General features: G+C 73.5%; 14 protein-coding genes. 3 read left to right on the forward strand and 11 right to left on the reverse strand.

Going from position 1 to position 17,169, the window contains the following annotated elements; all coding sequences use genetic code 11:
• Window positions 1–150: 150 nt before the first annotated feature.
• Together FHX45_RS12565 and FHX45_RS12570 are read left to right on the forward strand one after the other, a co-directional pair.
• Complete coding sequence (locus FHX45_RS12565; protein ID WP_167100409.1) at window positions 151–1,590, forward strand: AMP-binding protein; 1,440 nt, start codon at window positions 151–153, stop codon at window positions 1,588–1,590.
• Window positions 1,583–2,905 carry a carboxyl transferase domain-containing protein gene (locus tag FHX45_RS12570; protein WP_167100411.1) on the forward strand — a complete coding sequence of 441 codons (1,323 nt, stop codon included), beginning with the start codon at window positions 1,583–1,585 and terminating at the stop codon, window positions 2,903–2,905. The genes FHX45_RS12565 and FHX45_RS12570 overlap by 8 nt, the downstream gene beginning before the upstream one ends.
• 32 nt (window positions 2,906–2,937) lie before the next feature.
• Here FHX45_RS12570 and tsaE read toward each other — a convergent pair whose 3' ends face one another.
• From tsaE to glmS, 6 genes are all read right to left on the reverse strand, one after another.
• A complete protein-coding gene (gene tsaE, locus FHX45_RS12575; RefSeq protein WP_167100413.1) occupies window positions 2,938–3,396 on the reverse strand; it encodes a tRNA (adenosine(37)-N6)-threonylcarbamoyltransferase complex ATPase subunit type 1 TsaE in 459 nt (152 codons plus the stop codon).
• Window positions 3,393–4,490 carry an alpha/beta fold hydrolase gene (locus FHX45_RS12580; protein WP_167100416.1) on the reverse strand — a complete coding sequence of 366 codons (1,098 nt, stop codon included), beginning with the start codon at window positions 4,488–4,490 and terminating at the stop codon, window positions 3,393–3,395. Before FHX45_RS12580 ends, tsaE begins: the two co-directional genes overlap by 4 nt.
• The gene (gene alr, locus FHX45_RS12585) at window positions 4,490–5,614 is read right to left on the reverse strand and encodes an alanine racemase (protein ID WP_167100419.1); all 1,125 of its coding nucleotides are present in this window, start codon (window positions 5,612–5,614) and stop codon (window positions 4,490–4,492) included. Before alr ends, FHX45_RS12580 begins: the two co-directional genes overlap by 1 nt.
• Window positions 5,615–5,715: 101 nt before the next feature.
• Window positions 5,716–7,134 (reverse strand): xylulokinase, encoded by a 1,419-nt coding sequence (gene xylB, locus FHX45_RS12590; protein WP_167100423.1) that lies wholly within the window; start codon window positions 7,132–7,134, stop codon window positions 5,716–5,718.
• A gap of 57 nt (window positions 7,135–7,191) precedes the next feature.
• Window positions 7,192–8,625, reverse strand: a complete 1,434-nt coding sequence (locus FHX45_RS12595; RefSeq protein ID WP_167100426.1) for an NAD(P)H-hydrate dehydratase — start codon at window positions 8,623–8,625, stop codon at window positions 7,192–7,194.
• Between the two features lie 41 nt (window positions 8,626–8,666).
• A complete protein-coding gene (glmS, locus tag FHX45_RS12600) occupies window positions 8,667–10,529 on the reverse strand; it encodes a glutamine--fructose-6-phosphate transaminase (isomerizing) (RefSeq protein WP_167100429.1) in 1,863 nt (620 codons plus the stop codon).
• Window positions 10,530–10,650: 121 nt separating this feature from the next.
• Between glmS and FHX45_RS12605 the strand changes: the two genes are divergently transcribed.
• Window positions 10,651–11,463 (forward strand): dienelactone hydrolase family protein, encoded by an 813-nt coding sequence (locus tag FHX45_RS12605; protein ID WP_167100432.1) that lies wholly within the window; start codon window positions 10,651–10,653, stop codon window positions 11,461–11,463.
• A 240-nt stretch (window positions 11,464–11,703) separates the two neighbouring features.
• Here the strand turns inward: FHX45_RS12605 and FHX45_RS12610 are convergent, their stop codons facing one another.
• The 5 genes from FHX45_RS12610 to rpsI all read right to left on the reverse strand — a co-directional run bounded on the left by FHX45_RS12610 (window position 11,704) and on the right by rpsI (window position 17,159).
• Entirely contained in the window at window positions 11,704–12,075 is a 372-nt protein-coding gene (locus FHX45_RS12610; protein WP_167100435.1) for a hypothetical protein, read from the reverse strand.
• Window positions 12,072–14,735, reverse strand: a complete 2,664-nt coding sequence (locus FHX45_RS12615) for a WXG100 family type VII secretion target (RefSeq protein ID WP_167100438.1) — start codon at window positions 14,733–14,735, stop codon at window positions 12,072–12,074. Before FHX45_RS12615 ends, FHX45_RS12610 begins: the two co-directional genes overlap by 4 nt.
• A complete protein-coding gene (locus FHX45_RS12620; RefSeq protein ID WP_243869019.1) occupies window positions 14,735–15,043 on the reverse strand; it encodes a hypothetical protein in 309 nt (102 codons plus the stop codon). Before FHX45_RS12620 ends, FHX45_RS12615 begins: the two co-directional genes overlap by 1 nt.
• Before the next feature lie 67 nt (window positions 15,044–15,110).
• Window positions 15,111–16,445 carry a phosphoglucosamine mutase gene (gene glmM / locus FHX45_RS12625; RefSeq protein ID WP_167100441.1) on the reverse strand — a complete coding sequence of 445 codons (1,335 nt, stop codon included), beginning with the start codon at window positions 16,443–16,445 and terminating at the stop codon, window positions 15,111–15,113.
• Window positions 16,446–16,655: 210 nt separating this feature from the next.
• Window positions 16,656–17,159 (reverse strand): 30S ribosomal protein S9, encoded by a 504-nt coding sequence (gene rpsI / locus FHX45_RS12630; RefSeq protein WP_341771441.1) that lies wholly within the window; start codon window positions 17,157–17,159, stop codon window positions 16,656–16,658.
• Window positions 17,160–17,169: the final 10 nt, after the last annotated feature.

The following is a 17,169-nucleotide window of genomic DNA, read 5'->3' on the forward strand; positions in this document are numbered from 1 at the left end:
CACTCAGCCAGTTGTCGGCCGCGGTGTGGGTCCAGCGGGTTTCCTTCTTCCGGCACCGCTCGTCCGCGGCGGATCATGGGCGCGTGGTACCCGCCGTCGTCCGGCTCGTGTGCATCGTGCCCGGGCGCGGCTGATCTGTGAGGAGTTGACGTGACCGAACGGCTGTTCCCGGCTCTGGCGGAGCCGCCCGAGAAGGAGGCCCTGCGCTTCGGCGAGGTCTCGCTCGACTACGCCGAACTGGCGGTGATCGCCGGTTCGCTCGCCCGGGAGATCCGCGCCCAGTCACCCACCCGCGTCGCGGTCTGGGCGACGCCGACCGTCCACACGAGTGTCGCGGTGGTCGCGGCGCTGCTCGCCGGGGTCGCGGCGGTTCCCGTCAACCCCAAGATCGGCGAACGCGAACTGGACCACATCGTGAGCGACAGCACTCCGTCGCTGGTGCTCACCGAACCCGGCGCGAAGCTGCCCGAGCGGCTCGCCGCCCTGCCGCGTCAGCAGGTCCCGCTGATCGGCAGCCCGGGCGACCTGCCCGAGGAGCCCGGAGACGAGGCGCCCGCCCTGATCGTCTACACCTCCGGGACCACCGGGCCGCCCAAGGGTGTGGTCCTCCCGCGCCGCGCGATCTCCAGCACCCTGGACGCGCTGGCGGACGCGTGGCAGTGGACCGCCGACGACGTGCTCGTCCACGCGCTGCCGCTGTTCCACGTGCACGGGCTGATCCTCGGCATCCTCGGCCCGCTGCGCCGCGGCGGCACCGTGCACCACACCGGGCGGTTCGCCACCGAGGTGATCGCCCGTGAGCTGGCCACCGAGGCCACGATGATGTTCGGCGTCCCCACCATGTACCACCGGATCGCCGAGGAGGTCGGCGGCAACCCCGAGCTGGCGCAGGCGCTGAGCGGGGCCCGGCTGCTCGTCTCCGGGTCGGCGGCCCTGCCGGTGCACGACCACGAGCGCATCCACGCGGCCACCGGACAGCGCGTGGTCGAGCGGTACGGCATGAGCGAGACGCTGATGAACACCAGCGTGCGCGCCGACGGCGAGCGCAAGCCGGGCACGGTGGGCGTGCCGCTGCGCGGGGTCGAGGTGCGGCTGGTCGACGAGTCGGGCGCGGTCATCGAAGCCGGTGACGGCGAGACGGTCGGCGAGATCCAGGTGCGCGGGCCGAACCTGTTCACCGAGTACCTCAACCGCCCGGACGCCACCGCCGAGGTGTTCACCGACGGCTGGTTCCGCACCGGCGACATGGCCACCCGGGACGCCGACGGCTACTACCGGATCGTCGGGCGCAAGGCCACCGACCTGATCAAGAGCGGCGGCTACAAGATCGGCGCCGGGGAGATCGAGAACGCATTGCTGGAGCACCCGGGCGTGGCCGAGGCCGCGGTGACCGGCGAGCCGGATCCGGATCTGGGTGAGCGGATCGTGGCGTGGATCGTGCCCGCCGGTGAGCGACCCGCGGAGCGGGAACTGGCCGACCACGTGGCCCGGCTGCTGTCGCCGCACAAGCGGCCGCGAGTGGTGCGGTTCCTGGATGCCCTGCCGCGCAACGACATGGGCAAGGTCATGAAACGGGCCCTGCATGCGTGAGGGTGCCCGCGCCGTGATCGGCGCGGTGTGCTCCGGGTTCACCGAGCTGCCCGCACCACCGGAGGGCGGGTCCGCCGCGGACGGCCCGATCGGCTGGCCCGGTTACGACGACGCGCGTGCCCGGGCGGCCGAGCGCACCGGTGAAGCGGAATCGGTGGTGTGCGGGGTCGGCGACTTCGGCGGCACCGCGGCCGTCGTGATCGCCTGGGAGTTCGGGTTCCTCGGCGGCTCCGTCGGGCGGCGCACCGGTGACCGGATCGAGGCCGCGTTCACCCGGGCGCGGGAGCTGCGCACGCCGGTCGTGTCGATGATCGCGACCGGCGGCAGCCGCATGCAGGAAGGCATGGCGGCACTGTCCCAGCTGCAGCGGATCGCGCGGCAGGCGGCATTGATGCGCGACGCCGGGTTGCCGCAGATCGCCGTGGCGCGCGACCCGACGACCGGCGGCGGCTGGGCGACGCTCGGCGCGGGTTCGGACGTGACGCTGGCCCTGCCGGGCGCGCAGATCGGGTTCGCCGGATCGCGCGTGCGACCGCCCGGCGACACCTCGGCGTACACGGCGGAGTCCCAGCTGGCGTCGGGACACGTGGACCAGATCGTGCCGGCCGCGGAGCTGGGCGAGCGGCTCGGCCGGTGGCTGTCGCTGCTCACCGGCGCGGACGGCCGGCCGGCTGCGCCTCCGGCGGCGCTGGGCTCGGTGGATCTGCCCGCGGACGGCTGGGCGGCGGTGCGGGCGGCCCGCGCTCCCACCCGACCACGCGCGGAGTCCTATTTGGACGCCTACTTCGACTGGCGGGAAGAACTCGGCGGCGACCGGTGTGGCGGCGTCGACCCGGGCGTGCGGTGCGGGTTCGGGATGCGTTCCGGTGCCGCGATCGCCTATGCGGCCCAGTGCGGGACCGCGACGTTGCCCTCCGGCTTCCGGACCGCGGCGCGGCTGATCCGGCTGGCGGACCGCCTCGGGATCCCGGTGCTGACCCTGGTGGACACCCCCGGCGCGGCGAACGACCCGGACGCCGAGCGGTCCGGGGCGGGCGCGGCCATCGCGGAGGTGTTCGCGGCGGTGGCCGGTGCGCGGGTACCGGTGACGACGCTGGTGATCGGCGAGGGCGGGTCGGGCGGCGCGCTGGCGTTCGCGCACCCGGGGCGGACGTGGGTGACGCCGGACAGCTACTTCTCGGTGACCTCACCGGAAGCGGCCACCTCCATCCTCAAGCGACCGTCCGAAGAGGTCCCGGCGACCGCGAACCAGCTGCGGTTGCGGCCGCAGGACCTCGTGGAACTGGGTGTCGCGCGGGGCATCGTGGGCCGCTGACCCCGCGCCGGACGCGGGACCCCGCGAGCCGGTCAGGCAGCCGGCCCGGGCACCCGTCCGACCCACGAACCGTGCGGCTCCAGGGTCAGCTCACGCACGTCGTCGGGCCGGCGTTCCAGCCGCACCACCAGGTGGTCCGCGGACAGCCGGCCGGCGGCACCCTCCCCCCATTCCACCACCACCGCGGCGGACTCGAGGTCGGTGTCCAGGTCGAGGTCGTCGAGCTGGGTCAGATCGCCGCCCAGGCGGTAGGCGTCCACGTGCACCAGCGGGACACCGCGCTCCCCCGCCGGGTGCACGCGCGCGAGCACGAAGGTCGGCGAGCTGACCCGCCCGGACACGCCGAGTCCGGCCGCGATCCCGCGCGTCAGCACGGTCTTGCCCGCGCCGAGCGGACCGGCGAGCAGAACCAGGTCACCCGCCCGCATCGTGCGGCCCAGCGATTCGCCGAACGCCACCGTGTCCTCGGCCGTCTTCAGTTCGACGCTCATGGGTTCAACCACCGCCACTTCCCCCGCGCGCCGGACTCCTCGGTCACGCCCGCGCATCGCTGTACCAGGTCGATGAGGTGGCTGTCGACCACCTCGGGCTGTTCGAGCTGCACCATGTGCCCGGCACCGCGCACCCGCACCAGCTCGGCGTCGGGCAGTTCGGCCGCGATCCGCTCGGCGTGCGAGTACGGCGTGAACCGGTCGGTGTCACCGCCGATCACGAGTACGTGCGCGTGCTTGAGACCGGCCAGCGCGGCGTACCGGTTGTGGCTGCCGAGCGTGTCGACGAACCCCACCAGCTCCTTCACCGACGTCACCGCCAGCATCTCCAGCATGAAGTCGACCAGCCGCGGGTCGACGTCACGGGAGCCGAACGCGAGCAGCCGCACCGCCTGCCGGGTCAGCTGCCCGCCGGCCGCGCGCACGAACTCGACCAGCCCCGGCTGCCACCCGGCGAGCTCGCCGACCCCGCGGGTGAGCGGGTTGTACTTGGAGAGCAGCCCCCGCGGCAGGCCCTTGCGGCCGACCTCGCCGGCGGCGGTGGCGATGAACGCGACACCGCAAATGCGGTCGGCGAACAGCTCCGGGTTCTGCTGGGCAAGCTCCATGATCACCATGCCACCCAGGGAGTGGCCCACGAGCACGATCGGCCCCTCGGGCGCGACCGCGCGCAACACCGCGTCCAGGTCCCTGGCGAGCTGTTCGATGGTGCTGGCGTTCTCGCTCGCCGGGCCGGACGTGCCGTGCCCGCGGTGGTCGTAGTAGACCTGACGGACGCGGGGCAGCGTGAGCGACGCCAGGTCGCGGCGCTGGAAGTGCCAGCTCAGCTGCGACAACGCGAACCCGTGCACCCCCACCACGGTCAGCTCCGGCTCACCGCCGTCCGCCGGGTCGATCTCGGACACCGACAGCGGGGTGCCGTCGTCGGCGGCGACGGTGGAGGTGCGGTCCGGGGCGAGGCTGCCCAGCGGTTCGGCGTCGAGCTGGTCGCGCTGACGCTGCTGCTGGGCGGTTACCGCGATGGTCGCCGCGGCGGTGCCGGTCACGAGCGCGACCGCGCCACCGAGCACGGTGAGCATCCGGCGGGACGCCATCAGGCGTCCTCCCCCACGTACCGCCGGTGGATCCGCGGCCGGTACATGCCGGTGACGATCTCGTAGTCGATGGTGCCGATCTTGTCGGCCCATTCGCGCGCGGTCGGCTCACCGCGGTCGCCGTTGCCGAACAGCACCACCTCCGCGCCCAGCGGCGGCTCGTCGTCACCGCAGTCGACGACGAGCTGGTCCATGCACACGCGCCCGGCGACCGGGCGGCGCTTGCCGTGCAGCCACACGTCCATGCGGCCGGACAACGTGCGCGGGACACCGTCGGCGTAGCCGGTGGGCACCAGAGCCAGGGTGGTGTCCCGCTCAGCGGTCCACGTGTGTCCATAGGAGACGGACTCGCCGGCGCGGATCCGTTTGGTGTGCACGACCGAGGACCGGAAGGTCATGACCGGCCGCAGGTCCTCGGGCTCCGGGTTGGGGTTGAGTCCGTACGCCGCGATGCCCGGCCGGACCAGGTCGAAGTGCAGGTCCGGCCGGTTCAGCGTCGCGGCCGAGTTCGCGATGTGCCGCAACGGGTCCAGACCCGCGTCGCGCGCGATCCGGTAGGCGGCGTGGAAACGTTCGGCCTGCCGGTCGATCGACGGGTGGCCCGGCTCGTCCGCGCACGCGAGGTGCGACCAGATCGCGACGACCTCGACGTGCGGCTCCGCGGCGGCTTCCTTGACCAGGGCGGGCCAGTCCTCGGCGGGACAGCCGTTGCGGGACAGGCCGGTGTCGATCTTCAGGTGGACGCGGGCACGGGTGCCGGTGCGGCGGGCGGCGTCGGCGATGCGAGACAGCTCGGTCAGCGAGCTGGCGGCGAGATCGACCCCGGCGGTGACGCCCGGCGCGAAGTCCATGGTGGGCAGGTCGAGCCAGCTCAGGATGGGCGCGGTGACACCGGCCTCGCGCAGCGCGAGGGCTTCGCCGAGGGAACACGCACCGAGCCAGGTCGCACCGGCCTGGAGCGCGGCGCGCGCGACGGGCACGGCGCCGTGACCGTAGCCGTCGGCCTTGACGACGACCATCGTGGCGGCGCCGGAAGCTGCCGCCCGGCTCGCGAGCAGGGTGACGTTGTGCCGCAGGGCAGTCAGGTCGACGACGACCTCGGCGCGGGGGAGGTGAGAGCTCATCGACCCCCATTTTCCCACGTCGGCGACAACACCGCGGCAGCGGCCGGGAACCGCCGTGAGCGGCCCGGGCGGCGGTCACCCAGCTGGTGCGGCACCCGAGGTCAGGCCCCTTGAACCGGCACGTCGTGCACCAGCTGCCGCACCGCCAGGTGCCGTCCCCTGATCTCCTCGCCCACCTCGGGCGAGGCGGGCCGCTCCAGGGTCACCTGGGTCTTCGCCTCCCACGCCGGCGGTTCGGCGCCGCCCGCGAGGGCCCATGCCGCCTGCCGCGCGGCGCCCAGCGCCACGTGCTCCGCCGGATCCGGCACCACCACCGGCGCCCCGAACACGATGGGCGCGACGGCCCGCACCGCTGCCGACTGGGCCGCACCGCCGATCAGCAGCACGCGCCGCACCGGCACACCCTGCGCCGCCACCGCGTCCAGGCCCGCCGACAACCCGCACAACATGCCCTCGACCGCGGCGCGGGCCAGGTTCTCCGGCGTCATGTTGCTCCGCCGCAACCCGTGCAGCGAACCGGCCGCAGACGGCAGGTTCGGGGTGCGTTCGCCGTCCAGGTACGGCAGCAACGTCAGGCCCCCGGCCCCCGGCGGCGCGGACAACGCCAGCCGGTCCAGACCCGCCAGGTCGGTGCCCAGCATGCCGGCCGTGGCGGTCAGCACACGCGCCGCGTTCAGCGTGCAGGCCAGCGGGAGGAACCGCCCCGTGGCGTCCGCGAACCCGGCGACCAGGCCGGACGGGTCCGCCGGTGCCGTCCCGCTCACACCGAACACCGTCCCGCTCGTGCCCAGCGACACCACCACGTCACCGTCACCGAGGCCCAGTGCCAGCGCCGCGGCCATGTTGTCGCCGGTGCCCGCCGACACCAGCACGCCGGTGGGAGTGCGTCCCGCCGCCTCCGCCGGACCCAGCACCCGCGGCAGCTCCGGGTCGCGGCCACCGAACGCGTGCTTGAGGATGTCCCGGCGGTACACCCCGCCGGCAGGTGAGAAGTAGCCGGTGCCCGACGCGTCACCGCGGTCGGTGACGGCATCGCCACCGGTCAGGCGCCAGGTCAGCCAGTCGTGCGGCAGCAGCACGCGCGCGACCCGGTCGGCCGGCCCGGGCTCGTGCTCCGCCAGCCACCGCAGCTTGGTGACCGTGAAGCTGGCGACGGGCACCGACCCGACCGCCTCCGTCCACGCGGCCGGCCCGCCCAGCTCCCGCACCAGGTCCCCGGCGGCCCGGCTGGACCGCGTGTCGTTCCACAGCAGCGCCGGGCGCACGACCTCGCCGTCCTCGTCGACGGTCACCATGCCGTGCTGCTGACCGCCGACCCCGAGCGCCACGACCCCGTCCAGCAACCCGTCGCTCGCCTCGGTGAACGCCCGCCACCACTCGCGCGGGTCGACCTCGGTCGCGTCGGGGTGGGCCGCCCGGCCGGTGCGGACCACGGCGCCGGTCCCGGCGTCGCAGACGACGACCTTCGTGGACTGCGTGGAGGAGTCGATCCCGGCCACGAGTGCGGGCTTGCCCGTCATGCGTCCTCCCGAAAGTTCGGCGACCAGCACTTCCACACTCAACACGAAATCCGGTGACTAGAGAGCCCGTATCCGCCGGATGGCGGCCGGGAGCGCGGCGACGATGCCGGACGCCGACACCGGCACCCCGCGCGCCGCGAACTCGCCGGCGAGCGAGTGCACGTGCGCGGCGCACCCCGCGGCGAGCCAGGGATCCAGGCCGCTCGCCAGGAGCGAACCGATCAGGCCGGACAGCACGTCGCCGGACCCGGCGGTGGCCAGCCACGATCCGCGCGCCACGTTCACCAGCACCCGCCCATCCGGGTCCGCGACGATGGTGACGTTGCCCTTGAGCAGCACCACCGCATCGAACTTCGCCGCGGCCTCGCGCACGGACGCCACGCGGTCCTCGCCCGGCGGGCGTCCCATCAGCCGTTCGAACTCGCCCGCGTGCGGGGTCAGCACCAGGGGCGTGCCCGGGTCGCGGGCGTCCAGCACGTCCGGCCGGTGAGCCATCAGCGTGGTCGCGTCGGCGTCCGCGCAGACCGGCACCCCGGCGCCGAGCACCTGGGCGAGCACGTCGAGCCCCTCGCGGCCGGTGCCGGTACCCGGCCCGACCACCCACGCCTGCACCCGTCCGGCGTCGGTCACCGAACCGGTGGCGATGACCTCCGGCCACCGGGACCGCACCACATCTGCCGCCGGGCCGGCGTAGCGCACCATGCCGGACGTAGCCAGCACCGCGGACCCGGTCGCGAGCACCGCGGCCCCCGGGTAGGTCGCCGAACCGGCGGCGATACCCGTCACGCCCTGGCTGTACTTGTTGTCCTCGGGACCGGGCACCGGCCAGGCGAGACCGACGTCGACGGCGTCCAGCTGACGCAGATCCGGGTCGTCGAGCTCCAGCCCGATGTCGACGAGCTCGACCCGCCCGCAGCGGGACGGGTTGAGCACGTGCACCGGCTTGCGTGCGCCGAACGTCACCGTCCGGGTGGCCGTGACCGCCTCGCCCGGCACCACTCCGGTGTCCGGTTCGACACCGCTGGGCAGGTCGACCGCCAGCACCGGCGCGGCGATGCGCGCGACCAGCTCCGCCGCGTCCGGACGCAGCCCACCGTGCGCGGACAGGCCGACGATGCCGTCGATCACCAGGTCGGCGGCCGCCAGCACGGCCGGACCGTCGTCGGCGGCCACCACCCGGCCCCGCGCGCGGCGCAACGCGGCCAGCCCCGCGGGGTGCGCCTTGCCGGGCTGGAGCAGGATCGCGGTGACGCTCACGTTGCGCCGTCGGAGGAACGCACCGGCCCACAACGCGTCACCGCCGTTGTTGCCCGCCCCGACCAGCAGCGCGACGCGGCGGCCGGACACCTTCCCGGTGTGCTCGGCCAGCATCTCGGCGGCGTGCACGGAGACCGCGAACGCGGCCTTGCGCATCAGCGCCCCGTCCGGGGTGACGGCCAGCAGCCGTTCCTCGGCCGCGCGGATCCGGTCGGTCTTCCAGAAGCCTCGCATCGCTCGAATCTAGCGGCGCGCGGCGCCGCGGGTGCGGTGATCTACTCGACCGTCACCGACTTCGCCAGGTTCCGCGGCTTGTCGACGTCGTACCCGCGGGAGCGCGCGATCTCGGCCGACAACACCTGCAGCGGCACCGTCGAGACCAGCGGCTGCAACAGGGTCGGCACCGCCGGCACCTCGATCAGCTCGTCGGCGAACGGGCGCACGGTGTCGTCGCCCTCCTCGGCGATGACGATGGTGCGCGCGCCACGGGCCTGGATCTCGCTGATGTTGGACACCAGCTTGGCGTGCAGCACCGCGCGGCCCTTCGGCGACGGCATGACGACGACGACCGGCAGGCCCTCCTCGATCAGCGCGATCGGGCCGTGCTTGAGCTCACCGGCGGCGAACGCCTCGGCGTGCATGTACGCCAGCTCCTTGAGCTTGAGCGCACCCTCCAGCGCGACCGGGTAACCGACGTGCCTGCCGAGGAACAGCACCGCCTTCGAGTCGGCGATACCGCGGCTCACCGCACGCACCTGGTCCACAGTGGACAGTACCTTGTGCACGGCGGCCGGCATGGCCTCCAGCTCGGCGAACTCACGCGCCACCTCGTCCGGGTACTTGGTGCCGCGCGCCTGCGCGAGCGCGAGGCCGACGAGGTAGTTCGCCGCGATCTGCGACAGGAACGTCTTCGTCGCCGCGACACCGACCTCCGGGCCGGCGTGCGTGTAGAGCACGGCGTCGGACTCGCGCGGGATCTGGGCGCCGTTGGTGTTGCAGACCGCCAGCACGCGGGCCTTCTGGTCGCGGGCGTGGCGGATCGCCTCCAGCGTGTCGGCGGTCTCCCCGGACTGCGACACGGCCACGACCAGCGTGTCGCGGTCCAGCACCGGGTCCCGGTAGCGGAACTCGCTGGCCAGCTCGACCTCGACCGGCAGGCGGCACCAGTGCTCGATCGCGTACTTCGCGACCAGCCCGGAGTGGTAGGCCGAACCACAGGCGACCACGAACACCTTGTCGACCTCACGCAGGTCCTGGTCGGAAAGGCGCTGCTCGTCGAGCACCACGCGGCCGCGGTCGAAGTGCCCGCGCAGCGTGTTCGCGAGCGCCTCCGGCTGCTCCTCGATCTCCTTGAGCATGAAGTAGTCGTGGCCGCCCTTTTCCGCGGCGGAGAGGTCCCAGTCGACCGTGAACGGCTTGCCCTGCGCGGGTTCGCCGGCGAAGTCGGAGATGTCGTAGCCGTCTCGCGTGATGACCACGACCTGGTCCTGTCCCAGCTCCACGGCCTCGCGGGTGTGCTCGATGAACGCCGACACGTCGGAGGCGACGAAGTGCTCACGCTCGCCGACACCCACGACCAGCGGGGACGACCGGCGGGCCGCGACGATCATGTCCGGCTCGTCGGCGTGGGTCACGACCAGCGTGAACGCACCCTCCAGTCGGCGGCAGACCGTGCGGACACTGGCGGGCAGGTCACCGGCGGTGGGGCCGTCGGCGTAGGCACGGGCCACCAGGTGGGCGGCGGTCTCGGTGTCGGTGTCGCTGGTCATCTCGACACCGTCGGACTCCAGCTCGGCGCGCAGGGCGGCGAAGTTCTCGATGATGCCGTTGTGCACCACGGCGACGCGCTGGGTGGCGTCCCGGTGCGGGTGCGAGTTGCGGTCGATCGGCGCGCCGTGCGTGGCCCACCGGGTGTGGCCCATGCCCGCGGTGCCGGCGAACCGGCCGAGCCCGGTTTCGGCGAGGGCGCCCTCCAGGTTTGCCAGGCGACCGGCCTTGCGTTCGACGGTCAGCGCTCCCGTGCCGTCCAGCACGGCCACACCGGCCGAGTCGTAGCCCCGGTACTCCATCCGGCGAAGCCCGCCGAGCACGACGTCCAGCGCCGGCCGGTGACCGACATATCCCACGATTCCGCACACACCACCAGCCTAACGAGGGATGCGCGGGACGCTCCCCCGGCTCATCTCCGCTCCGGTGAAACCGCGCTTCCGATGGATGTTGCGCGGCCGGGACGGGGTGGGCTGCCCTAAGCTGCCGACCATGGTCAGCAAGCCCAAGGAGCTGCTCGAAGAGCTGTCGCACGCGGGACCGCACGAGGTGCTGCGCGGCAACCTCGCGCTCGCCGGATTGCCGGGTGTGGTGTTCACCCCACGAACCGGCCTGAACCTGCCTGCGGTGGCGTTCGGCCACGGGTGGCTCCAGCCGCCCGGCCGGTACCGGGGGCTGCTGAGCCACCTGGCGAGCTGGGGTGTGATCGCGGCCGCACCGGCGACGCAGCAGGGACCGCTGCCGTCGCACCGCCTGCTGGCCGCCGACCTGCGCACGACCCTCGACGTGGTCACCGGCGTGCGCCTCGGGCAGGACGACATCAGCGTCGACGCCGAGCGGCTCGGGCTGGCGGGCCACTCCACCGGCGGCGGCGCGGCGGTGCTGGCCGCCGCTTCGGGAGGTGTCCGGGCAGTGGCCACCTTCGCCGCCGCGCAGACCCTGCCGTCGGCGAGCGCGGCGGCGGTGAAGATCACCGCGCCGGGGCTGCACCTGGCCGTCGACGGCGACCTGGTGGCCCCCGCGGGCGGCAACGCCGAGGCGATCGCCCAGGCATGGGGCGGACCGGTCCAGTTCCGCAAAGTCGGCAAGTCGACCCACCTCGGGTTGACCGAGGGCAGCCACTGGAGCCAGCGGCTGCTGCACGGCAAGCCGAACCACCGGACGCAGGTGCTGGTCCGCGCGCTGTTCACGGCGTTCTTCCTGACGCACCTCACCGGGACCGACAAGTACCGCCCCCTGCTGGAGTCGGATGTGAAACGCGCGTCGATCGGCTTCGAGCGCGGCCCGGAGCCGGTGGCCGCCTAGCCGGGGCGATCCCCTGACCGCTCACGTGCCGGCAGGGCGGCCCCGTCGCAGCTCGCCCGCAGACGCGGCGGCCCCGTGACCGCTCGACTCGTAGCCCGGCCCAGTCCGGCCCGGCCGTGCCCTAGCGTGGCCGGCGGGCCGGAAACCGCCCCTCCCGGCGAGCATCCGGTCCGGTTGTCGGCGAACGTGAGAGCACGGCCCCGCACCACCCGCTCCGGGTGGCGTCCGCCCGATCGGGCCTCAGCCGAGCCAGTCCTTGGTGGAGTAGTCGTCCTCGGCTTCCTCCGGGCGGGCGTGGCGGCCCCGGCGACCCGTCGGCCGGGGCGGGGACGCGTGGCGGTTGGTCGGCTCGGTGGACATCTCCGGATCTTCGAAGGCCATGCCGAGTGCGGCGTTGGGGTCGGGCTTCTCCCGCAGTTCCCAGCCCGCGGCGGTCTTCGCGCGAGCGGCCTGCTCGACGAGGCGCTGCACGGTGGCCGCGGCCGCCGCCGTCAGGTCGTCGGTGCGGGTCCGGCTGTCCGCGAGGCTCGCGGCGACGCGGCGGCTGATCAGGTCCTGGCGGGCGACCCGCTCGGCCGCGATCGCGTCGAGCCTGGCCTGGAACTCACTCACCTTCGGCTCTCCTCGTCGTCCAGGGAGCCGCTGATGCGGCCACCGGAGTGGGCGGTGTCGAAGATGCCGCCGTCGATGCGGTAGGCGCGGGACGTCCGTTCGTGGTCGTCGCTGTCCTGGTTGCCGCCGGCCGCGGGCAGGCCGCCGAGCATGCTCATCGCGCTCGGATCGCCGGGCACGCCGCTGCCGACCGGATCGAGCCCCGGCGCGGCACCGAGAGTGGCACCGGATTCCGCGGGCGCCGTGGAGTGGCTCAACGAGCCGGCGTGCCCGAGCCCCCCGCCGGCCGGGATCCCGTCCGCGACACCGCCGAGCTCGTGCACCGGGGCGGTCCGGTCGGAGCCGCCGCCGAGGCCGTGACCGGTGGGCGCCGGCCCGGCGGCAGCGGCAACCGAATCGGGCGGAGCGCCGGGACCACCGCTTCCAGCGGGAGATGGCCCGGGCGGGCTTGCGGCAGCCTCGCCACCAGCGTCCGCAGCTGCGACACCCCCAGCCCCGGCGGCACCACCAGCACCACCAGTGGCACCATCGCCCGAGTCCGCGGCACCAGCAGCACGCCGGGCGCCGACCGGGCCAGGCACGTCATACGAGTCGCCCGCTCCGCCACCACCAGCGGCACCGATCCCCGGATCCCCAGCGCCGGCAGCGCCTGCCCGGCCGGGCACGTCGTCCGGGCCACCACCCCCGGGGCCCGCGGCGCCGCCGGCATCCCAGGCCCCCACTCCGCCAGGCACGTCGAACGCACCACCGGCGGCGCCCCAAGCCCCCACCCGGTCGGCAACCCCGCCAGCGTCCACCGTCCCGGCCGCCCCATCGACGGCCGGGAAAGCGCCAGCGGCGCTGACGGCGTGCGCACCGCCGATGCCGAGCGCCGGCTGACCCGTGCCACCGCTCACGGCACCGCCCTGCCCGGCGCGGTAGGCAGCCTCCGTCAGGCGACCGCCACGCGTATCGGCCGGCCCGGCGGCGGGGTCCGGCTTCTCACCCAGGGTGTACGTGGTGGGGGCGGCCGTGCCGTCGTCGACGGTGACCACCGTGGGACCGGTCTCGCCTCCCGGGCGTTCCGCCGTGATGTGCAGCGCACCGTCGTCGACGTGGATCTTGCCGTCGGCGCCGGGGGTGTAGGCGGGGCGGGCCGGGTCGGCCGCGCCCCAGTCGAGCTGGTAGTCCTTCGCCGCGCCGGGACCGGAGTCGATCTTGATGTTCATCCGGCCGGTCCGGTCCGGCTCGGTCATCTCCAGCGTGCTGTCGCCGCGCTGAACCGTCAGCGTGTCCAGGTCATCCGCCGCCGGAGCGGTCACCGGTGGGATCACCGGGGGCACCGCGGCCGCCGGTACGGCCGATGGCGCAGCGACCGGCGGCACGACCGGTGGCGCACCAGCACCGCCGCCACCGGCGCCCCCGCCCGCCGCGCCACCGCCGTTGCCCTTCGCGGAACCCGGCCCGTGGGAATCCTGCCCGGAACCGCCGCCGGAGCGAGGCGGCACGGCCTCGCCGACTCCCGAGAACGGGTTGTCCGGCACCTTCTGCAGTTCGGCGTTCAGCGCCGCCCACTGGCTCGCCACGGCGACGCGGGTGTTTTCGCACATCGCCTGGAACTCGCCCATCAGCCCGGCGAACCAGCCGCAGAATTCGGCCAGCCAGCTCTTCGCCCAGGACTGCACCGCGTCCAGCAGCTCGTCCGACAACCCGAAGTAGGCAGAGCTGACCAGCTGAGCGGCCAGGGGCGACTGCTGACCGGCCAGGAACGGGATGAAGTGCTTGAAATCGTCCGCGCTCGCGTTCCGGCCCAGCTGGGCGATCCGCGCCAGCCGGTCCGTGTCCTGCGCCGTGAGGCCCTGCTGCTGCGGCCACGACTGGAACGAGTGCTGCAACACCCAGGAAGCCTTGTCGCGGCACGATCCGGCGATCGCGGCGATCGTCCGGTTGATCACGTCGGCCGCGTGGTCGAGCGCCTGCTCGACCACCTTGACCCCGTCCCCGAACTTCGCCCAGGACGCCGCCGCGGCGTTCTTCCCGTCGCCGTCCCACTGGCCGAACAGGCTTTGCACCGCCGAGTTCTGCGCCGGCGCGGCGTCGGCCACCGACTCCCGCACCTGCACGATCTCGCCGGCCCCGGCGGTGAACTTGTCGAACGGGATGTCGCGCTGCTCGTCGTACCGGTCGATCAGCTCCTGGAGCCGGAAGTCGGGCAGGCCCGGCGCGGCGACCGCCCGCGCCGCGCCGTACACCGGCAGCCAGGTGCGGAAACAGTCCAGCCCCGGCACTCCGGTGTCCAGGATCTCGTTGGAATTCCGCGCCCCCGGGCTCGTTTCCGACCCCTTGAGCGAGTCGAGCCGCGCCTTGCCGTCCTCGACCGCGCGCTGCTGCTCCTCGCGCAACGCGTTCATGTTCGCGTCGTGCCGGCCCTGCGCCCGGGAGTAGGCGTCGTAGGCGAGGTGGCCGTCCTTCAGGTCCCGCTCGGCGAAGCCGAACCTGTCCGCGAAGGACTTCAGCAGCTCCTGCTTCTCGTTCTTGTTCTGGAACCCGTAAACGACCGGGTCGACGTTGTCGATGGCATCGAAGTAGCGCACGAGGAGGGTCCGTTTGGTGTCGTCGTCGATCTTCGGATCGTCGACGAGCTGCTGGACCTCCTGGATCGTCGGCAGCCGCTCCGCCATCAGCTCGCCGCCTTCCGGACGTCCGACCCGGACTGATCGTCCGCCCCGTGGTAGGACTTGCCCGCGCCGGACAGCCGGTCGGCGAACTCACCCGACGCGCGCACGTAGCTGTCCACACAGGCCACCAGCCGCTGCACACCCGCCTGGTAGCCCGCGAAGGACTCGTGGTGCTTGCGGCCGAAGTCCTCGGCCCGGATCTGCACGTCCTTCAGGTTGGGCAGCGTGTACTTCAGCTGCGACCCGGGCTCGTCCCGGACCGTTCCCGCCGCGGCGGTCACCTGCTGCGGATCCACCTCGTACCCGGCCACGACCACTCCCCCTCGCTCAGCGTCGTGCACCGAATGTACCGAGCGGGTACGACAGTTCGCAGTCGGTTCAGGAGACGGACGACACGACTCCGGCAAGCCGGTCGGCCGCGGCCTGCGCGATCTCCTGCGCCGGCGCCTCGACCATCACGCGCACCAGCTGCTCGGTGCCGGAGGGCCGCAACAGGACGCGGCCCTCGTCGCCCAGCTCGGCCTCCACGGCCTCGACCGCCTCACGCACCACGTCGGACTTCGCGACCGTCGCCTTGTCCGACACACGCACGTTGACCAGCACCTGCGGCAGCTTCCGCATCACCCCGGCGAGCTCGGCCAGCGGCTTGCCGGTCGAGGCGACCCGGCTCATCACCCGCAGCGCCGTGAGCAGGCCGTCGCCGGTGGTGGCGAGCGCGGGGAACACGACGTGACCGGACTGCTCGCCGCCCAGCGCGTAACCACCGGAGCGGAGCTCCTCCAGCACGTACCGGTCGCCGACCGCGGTCGTGCGCAACGTGACGCGGTGGTCCCGCATGGCCAGGTGCAGGCCGAGGTTGCTCATCACCGTCGCGACCAGCGTGTCGTGCGCTAGCTCACCGGCCTCGGCCATCGCGAGCGCCAGGATCGCCATGATCTGGTCGCCGTCCACCAGCTCGCCCGAGGCGTCCACCGCCAGGCAGCGGTCGGCGTCGCCGTCGTGCGCGATGCCCAGGTCGGCGCCGTGCTCGACCACCATCGCCTGCAGCATCTCCGGGTGCGTGGACCCGCACCCGTCGTTGATGTTGATGCCGTCCGGCTCGGCGTGGATGGCGATGACCTCGGCCCCGGCCTTGCGGTAGACCTCGGGCGCGGCGAACGACGCCGCACCGTTGGCGCAGTCGACGACGATCCGCAGGCCGGTCAGCGGGTGCGGGGTGGCGGCCAGCAGGTGGTCGGTGTAGCGGTCGACGGCGTCCGGGACGTCGCTGACCCGGCCGATGCCGGCACCTGTCGGGCGGGGCGCGTCGCCGGTCAGTCCGGCTTCGATCTCGTCCTCGATACCGTCCGGCAGCTTGTGCCCGCCGGAGGCGAACAGCTTGATCCCGTTGTCCGGCATGGGGTTGTGCGACGCGGAGATCATCACGCCGAGGTCGGCCTCCAGCGCGCCCACCAGGTAGGCGACGGCGGGGGTCGGCTGGATCCCGGCGCGCAGCACATCCGCGCCGGCCGAGGCGAGTCCGGCCACCACGGCTGCCTCCAGCATCTCGCCGCTCGCGCGGGGGTCGCGGCCGACGACCGCGACGGGGCGGTGCGAGCGGTCGTGCGCGGCGAGCACGCGGGCCGCACTGGCCGCCACGGACAACGCCAGCTCGGGCGTCAGCTCCCCGTTGGCCAGACCACGAACCCCGTCGGTGCCGAAAAGGCGAGCCATGTCATCCTCTCCTCGAGCCGAGCAACCCCGACAACCTAGCGTCCTGGAGCGTCGACCGTAGCGCCCCCCACACGGTCGCCGGAGGGGTGCACAACGCTGGACGAACGCGGTTTTCGCACGTTACATAATGCGCCCGCCTGTCACTTGGCGGGAACGACGAAGGCGCCCATCCGGACCGGATGGGCGCCTTCGAAACAGCCTGGGCGCAGGTCAGCGCTTGCTGTACTGCGGAGCCTTGCGGGCCTTCTTGAGGCCGTACTTCTTGCGCTCGGTGGCCCGCGCGTCCCGGGTGAGGAACCCGGCCTTCTTCAGCGCGGGACGGTCGTCGGCGTCGACCTCGACCAGGGCGCGGGCGATCGCCAGGCGCAGCGCGCCGGCCTGACCCGAGATGCCACCACCGGTGAGGTTGCCGAAGATGTCGAACGAGTCCGGCTTCTCGACGGTCACCAGCGGCTCGCGGATGAGCTGCTGGTGGACCTTGTTCGGGAAGTACTCCTCGAGGCTGCGCCCGTTGAGCTTGAACTTGCCGGTGCCGGGGACGAGCCGCACGCGGACGACGGCCTCCTTGCGACGGCCGACGGTCTGGGCGGAGCCACCGGCAGCGCGCGACGGCCGCGGCGCGGCGGGCGTCTCGCTGGTCACGACCGCCTCGGTGGCCTCAGGGGCCTGGGAGGCCTCGGGGGCCGCGGGGGCCTCGGTCTCGGTGCTGGTCACAGACACTTCC

Source organism: Amycolatopsis granulosa, from assembly GCF_011758745.1.
Taxonomy (GTDB): domain Bacteria; phylum Actinomycetota; class Actinomycetes; order Mycobacteriales; family Pseudonocardiaceae; genus Amycolatopsis_E; species Amycolatopsis_E granulosa.